This is a genomic window from Micromonospora sp. NPDC003241 (assembly GCF_053589795.1).
In genome coordinates this window covers 1-3,538 of sequence record NZ_JBSFSO010000091.1, presented here as the reverse complement: position 1 = coordinate 3,538, position 3,538 = coordinate 1, and the positions used below count along the sequence as shown (strand labels likewise).

Here is a 3,538-nt window from a genome sequence, read left to right as displayed (position 1 = left end):
CTCGGGTGGTTAGCACAACGAGGTTCGTCAGGGACGCTCTTTCGCGGGTACGGGAATATCAACCCGTTGTCCATCGACTACGCCTCTCGGCCTCGCCTTAGGTCCCGACTCACCCAGGGCGGATTAACCTGGCCCTGGAACCCTTGGTCATCCGGCGGAAGGGTTTCTCACCCTTCTTTCGCTACTCATGCCTGCATTCTCACTCGTGCCGCGTCCACAACTCGATCACTCGGCTGCTTCACCCCCGGCACGACGCTCCCCTACCCATCCACACACCTGCACACAAGCCCGAAGACTCGCGCGAAGTACACATGTGAATGCCACAGCTTCGGCGGTGTACTTGAGCCCCGCTACATTGTCGGCGCGGAACCACTTGACCAGTGAGCTATTACGCACTCTTTAAAGGGTGGCTGCTTCTAAGCCAACCTCCTGGTTGTCTATGCGACCCCACATCCTTTTCCACTTAGCACACGCTTAGGGGCCTTAGCTGGTGATCTGGGCTGTTTCCCTCTCGACTACGAAGCTTATCCCCCGCAGTCTCACTGCCGCGCTCTCACTTACCGGCATTCGGAGTTTGGCTGATTTCGGTAAGCTTGTGGGCCCCCTAGACCATCCAGTGCTCTACCTCCGGCAAGAAACACGCGACGCTGCACCTAAATGCATTTCGGGGAGAACCAGCTATCACGGAGTTTGATTGGCCTTTCACCCCTAACCACAGGTCATCCCCCAACTTTTCAACGTTGGTGGGTTCGGCCCTCCACACGGTCTTACCCGCGCTTCAGCCTGCCCATGGCTAGATCACTCCGCTTCGGGTCTAGAACATGCGACTCAAACGCCCTCTTCAGACTCGCTTTCGCTACGGCTCCCCCACACGGGTTAACCTCGCCACATGCCACTAACTCGCAGGCTCATTCTTCAAAAGGCACGCCGTCACCCCTCAAGGCTCCGACGGATTGTAGGCGAACGGTTTCAGGTACTATTTCACTCCCCTCCCGGGGTACTTTTCACCATTCCCTCACGGTACTCGTCCGCTATCGGTCACCAGGAAGTATTCAGGCTTACCAGGTGGTCCTGGCAGATTCACGGCAGATTTCAGGAGTCCGCCGCTACTCGGGAACATCCATAGAAGACCAGCTGCTTTCACCTACCGGACTTTCACCGTCTACGGTCGGCCATTCCAGACCATTCGACTAACAACTGGTTTTGTAACTTCTTCGGTGAGTGTCAGCCCACCACACAGAGTCCCACAACCCCGACCACGCAACCCCTGACAGGTATCACACGCAACCGGTTTAGCCTAAATCCGCTTTCGCTCGCCACTACTCACGGAATCACTAAATTGTTTTCTCTTCCTACGGGTACTGAGATGTTTCACTTCCCCGCGTTCCCTCCACACACCCTATGAGTTCAGGTGCAGGTGACATCACATGACTGATGCCGGGTTACCCCATTCGGACACCCTGGGATCACAGCTCGGTTGACAGCTCCCCCAGGCCTATCGCGGCCTCCCACGTCCTTCATCGGCTCCTGGTGCCAAGGCATTCACCGTTCGCCCTTGACAACTTGACCACAAAGATGCTCGCGTCCACTGTGCAATTCTCAACAAACAACCAACCCACAACCCACAGCGCGACACCAAACCCGACCACCGCCGGCGGTATGCCACACCAGGTCATGCCTGGAAACCGACCCGGAACACCACGTCCCGACAATCGATTCTGAAGTCAACACCACAAAAGGGGTTGTTCCTTCAGGACTCAACAGGGTGCTAATCATTTCCCCACAGCCGCACCAACAGAAACTCTTTCCACACCACCCCCCGAAGAGGATGGCCGTACTCGAAACTGCCGGCCGTTGCCGCAAGAAAACTCGCCAGTGTCTCCGCCAATTGAGCACCCCGACCCGACATTCGCAGGTCGCGGGCTCCATACCAGCTTTCGCTGGATGGTGCTCCTTAGAAAGGAGGTGATCCAGCCGCACCTTCCGGTACGGCTACCTTGTTACGACTTCGTCCCAATCGCCAGCCCCACCTTCGACGGCTCCCTCCACAAGGGTTGGGCCACCGGCTTCGGGTGTTGCCGACTTTCGTGACGTGACGGGCGGTGTGTACAAGGCCCGGGAACGTATTCACCGCAGCGTTGCTGATCTGCGATTACTAGCGACTCCGACTTCACGGGGTCGAGTTGCAGACCCCGATCCGAACTGAGACCGGCTTTTTGGGATTCGCTCCACCTCACGGTATCGCAGCCCATTGTACCGGCCATTGTAGCATGCGTGAAGCCCTGGACATAAGGGGCATGATGACTTGACGTCATCCCCACCTTCCTCCGAGTTGACCCCGGCAGTCTTCGATGAGTCCCCGCCATAACGCGCTGGCAACATCGAACGAGGGTTGCGCTCGTTGCGGGACTTAACCCAACATCTCACGACACGAGCTGACGACAGCCATGCACCACCTGTCACCGGCCCCGAAGGACCCCACATCTCTGCAGGATTTCCGGCGATGTCAAACCCAGGTAAGGTTCTTCGCGTTGCATCGAATTAATCCGCATGCTCCGCCGCTTGTGCGGGCCCCCGTCAATTCCTTTGAGTTTTAGCCTTGCGGCCGTACTCCCCAGGCGGGGCGCTTAATGCGTTAGCTGCGGCACAGAGAACCGGAGAGGCCCCCCACACCTAGCGCCCAACGTTTACAGCGTGGACTACCAGGGTATCTAATCCTGTTCGCTCCCCACGCTTTCGCTCCTCAGCGTCAGTATCGGCCCAGAGACCCGCCTTCGCCACCGGTGTTCCTCCTGATATCTGCGCATTTCACCGCTACACCAGGAATTCCAGTCTCCCCTACCGAACTCTAGCCTGCCCGTATCGACTGCAGGCCCGCAGTTGAGCCACGGGTTTTCACAGTCGACGCGACAAGCCGCCTACGAGCTCTTTACGCCCAATAAATCCGGACAACGCTCGCGCCCTACGTCTTACCGCGGCTGCTGGCACGTAGTTGGCCGGCGCTTCTTCTGCAGGTACCGTCACTTGCGCTTCGTCCCTGCTGAAAGAGGTTTACAACCCGAAGGCCGTCATCCCTCACGCGGCGTCGCTGCATCAGGCTTCCGCCCATTGTGCAATATTCCCCACTGCTGCCTCCCGTAGGAGTCTGGGCCGTGTCTCAGTCCCAGTGTGGCCGGTCGCCCTCTCAGGCCGGCTACCCGTCGTCGCCTTGGTAGGCCATTACCCCACCAACAAGCTGATAGGCCGCGAGCCCATCCCAAGCCGAAAAACTTTCCACCCACAAACATGCGCCCGTGAGTGAATATTCGGTATTAGCCCCCGTTTCCGAGGGTTATCCCAAAGCCTAGGGCAGGTTGCTCACGTGTTACTCACCCGTTCGCCGCTCGAGTACCCCGAAGGGCCTTTCCGCTCGACTTGCATGTGTTAAGCACGCCGCCAGCGTTCGTCCTGAGCCAGGATCAAACTCTCCAACAAAAACCTATTGGAAAAGCAAACCCCAGCAACAAACAAATGTTGCCAAAGGAATCCCCACCAACCC

2 rRNA genes (1 of these 2 cut by a window edge) are annotated in these 3,538 nt (G+C 57.9%); both read right to left on the bottom strand.

The window, feature by feature from the left end:
* Window positions 1–1,569, bottom strand: a 23S ribosomal RNA gene (locus ACWDVW_RS32480) (its annotated part extends 1,240 nt beyond the left edge of the window); the annotation flags it as partial.
* Window positions 1,570–1,958: 389 nt separating this feature from the next.
* A 16S ribosomal RNA gene (locus tag ACWDVW_RS32475) occupies window positions 1,959–3,474 on the bottom strand.
* Window positions 3,475–3,538 lie beyond the last annotated feature (64 nt).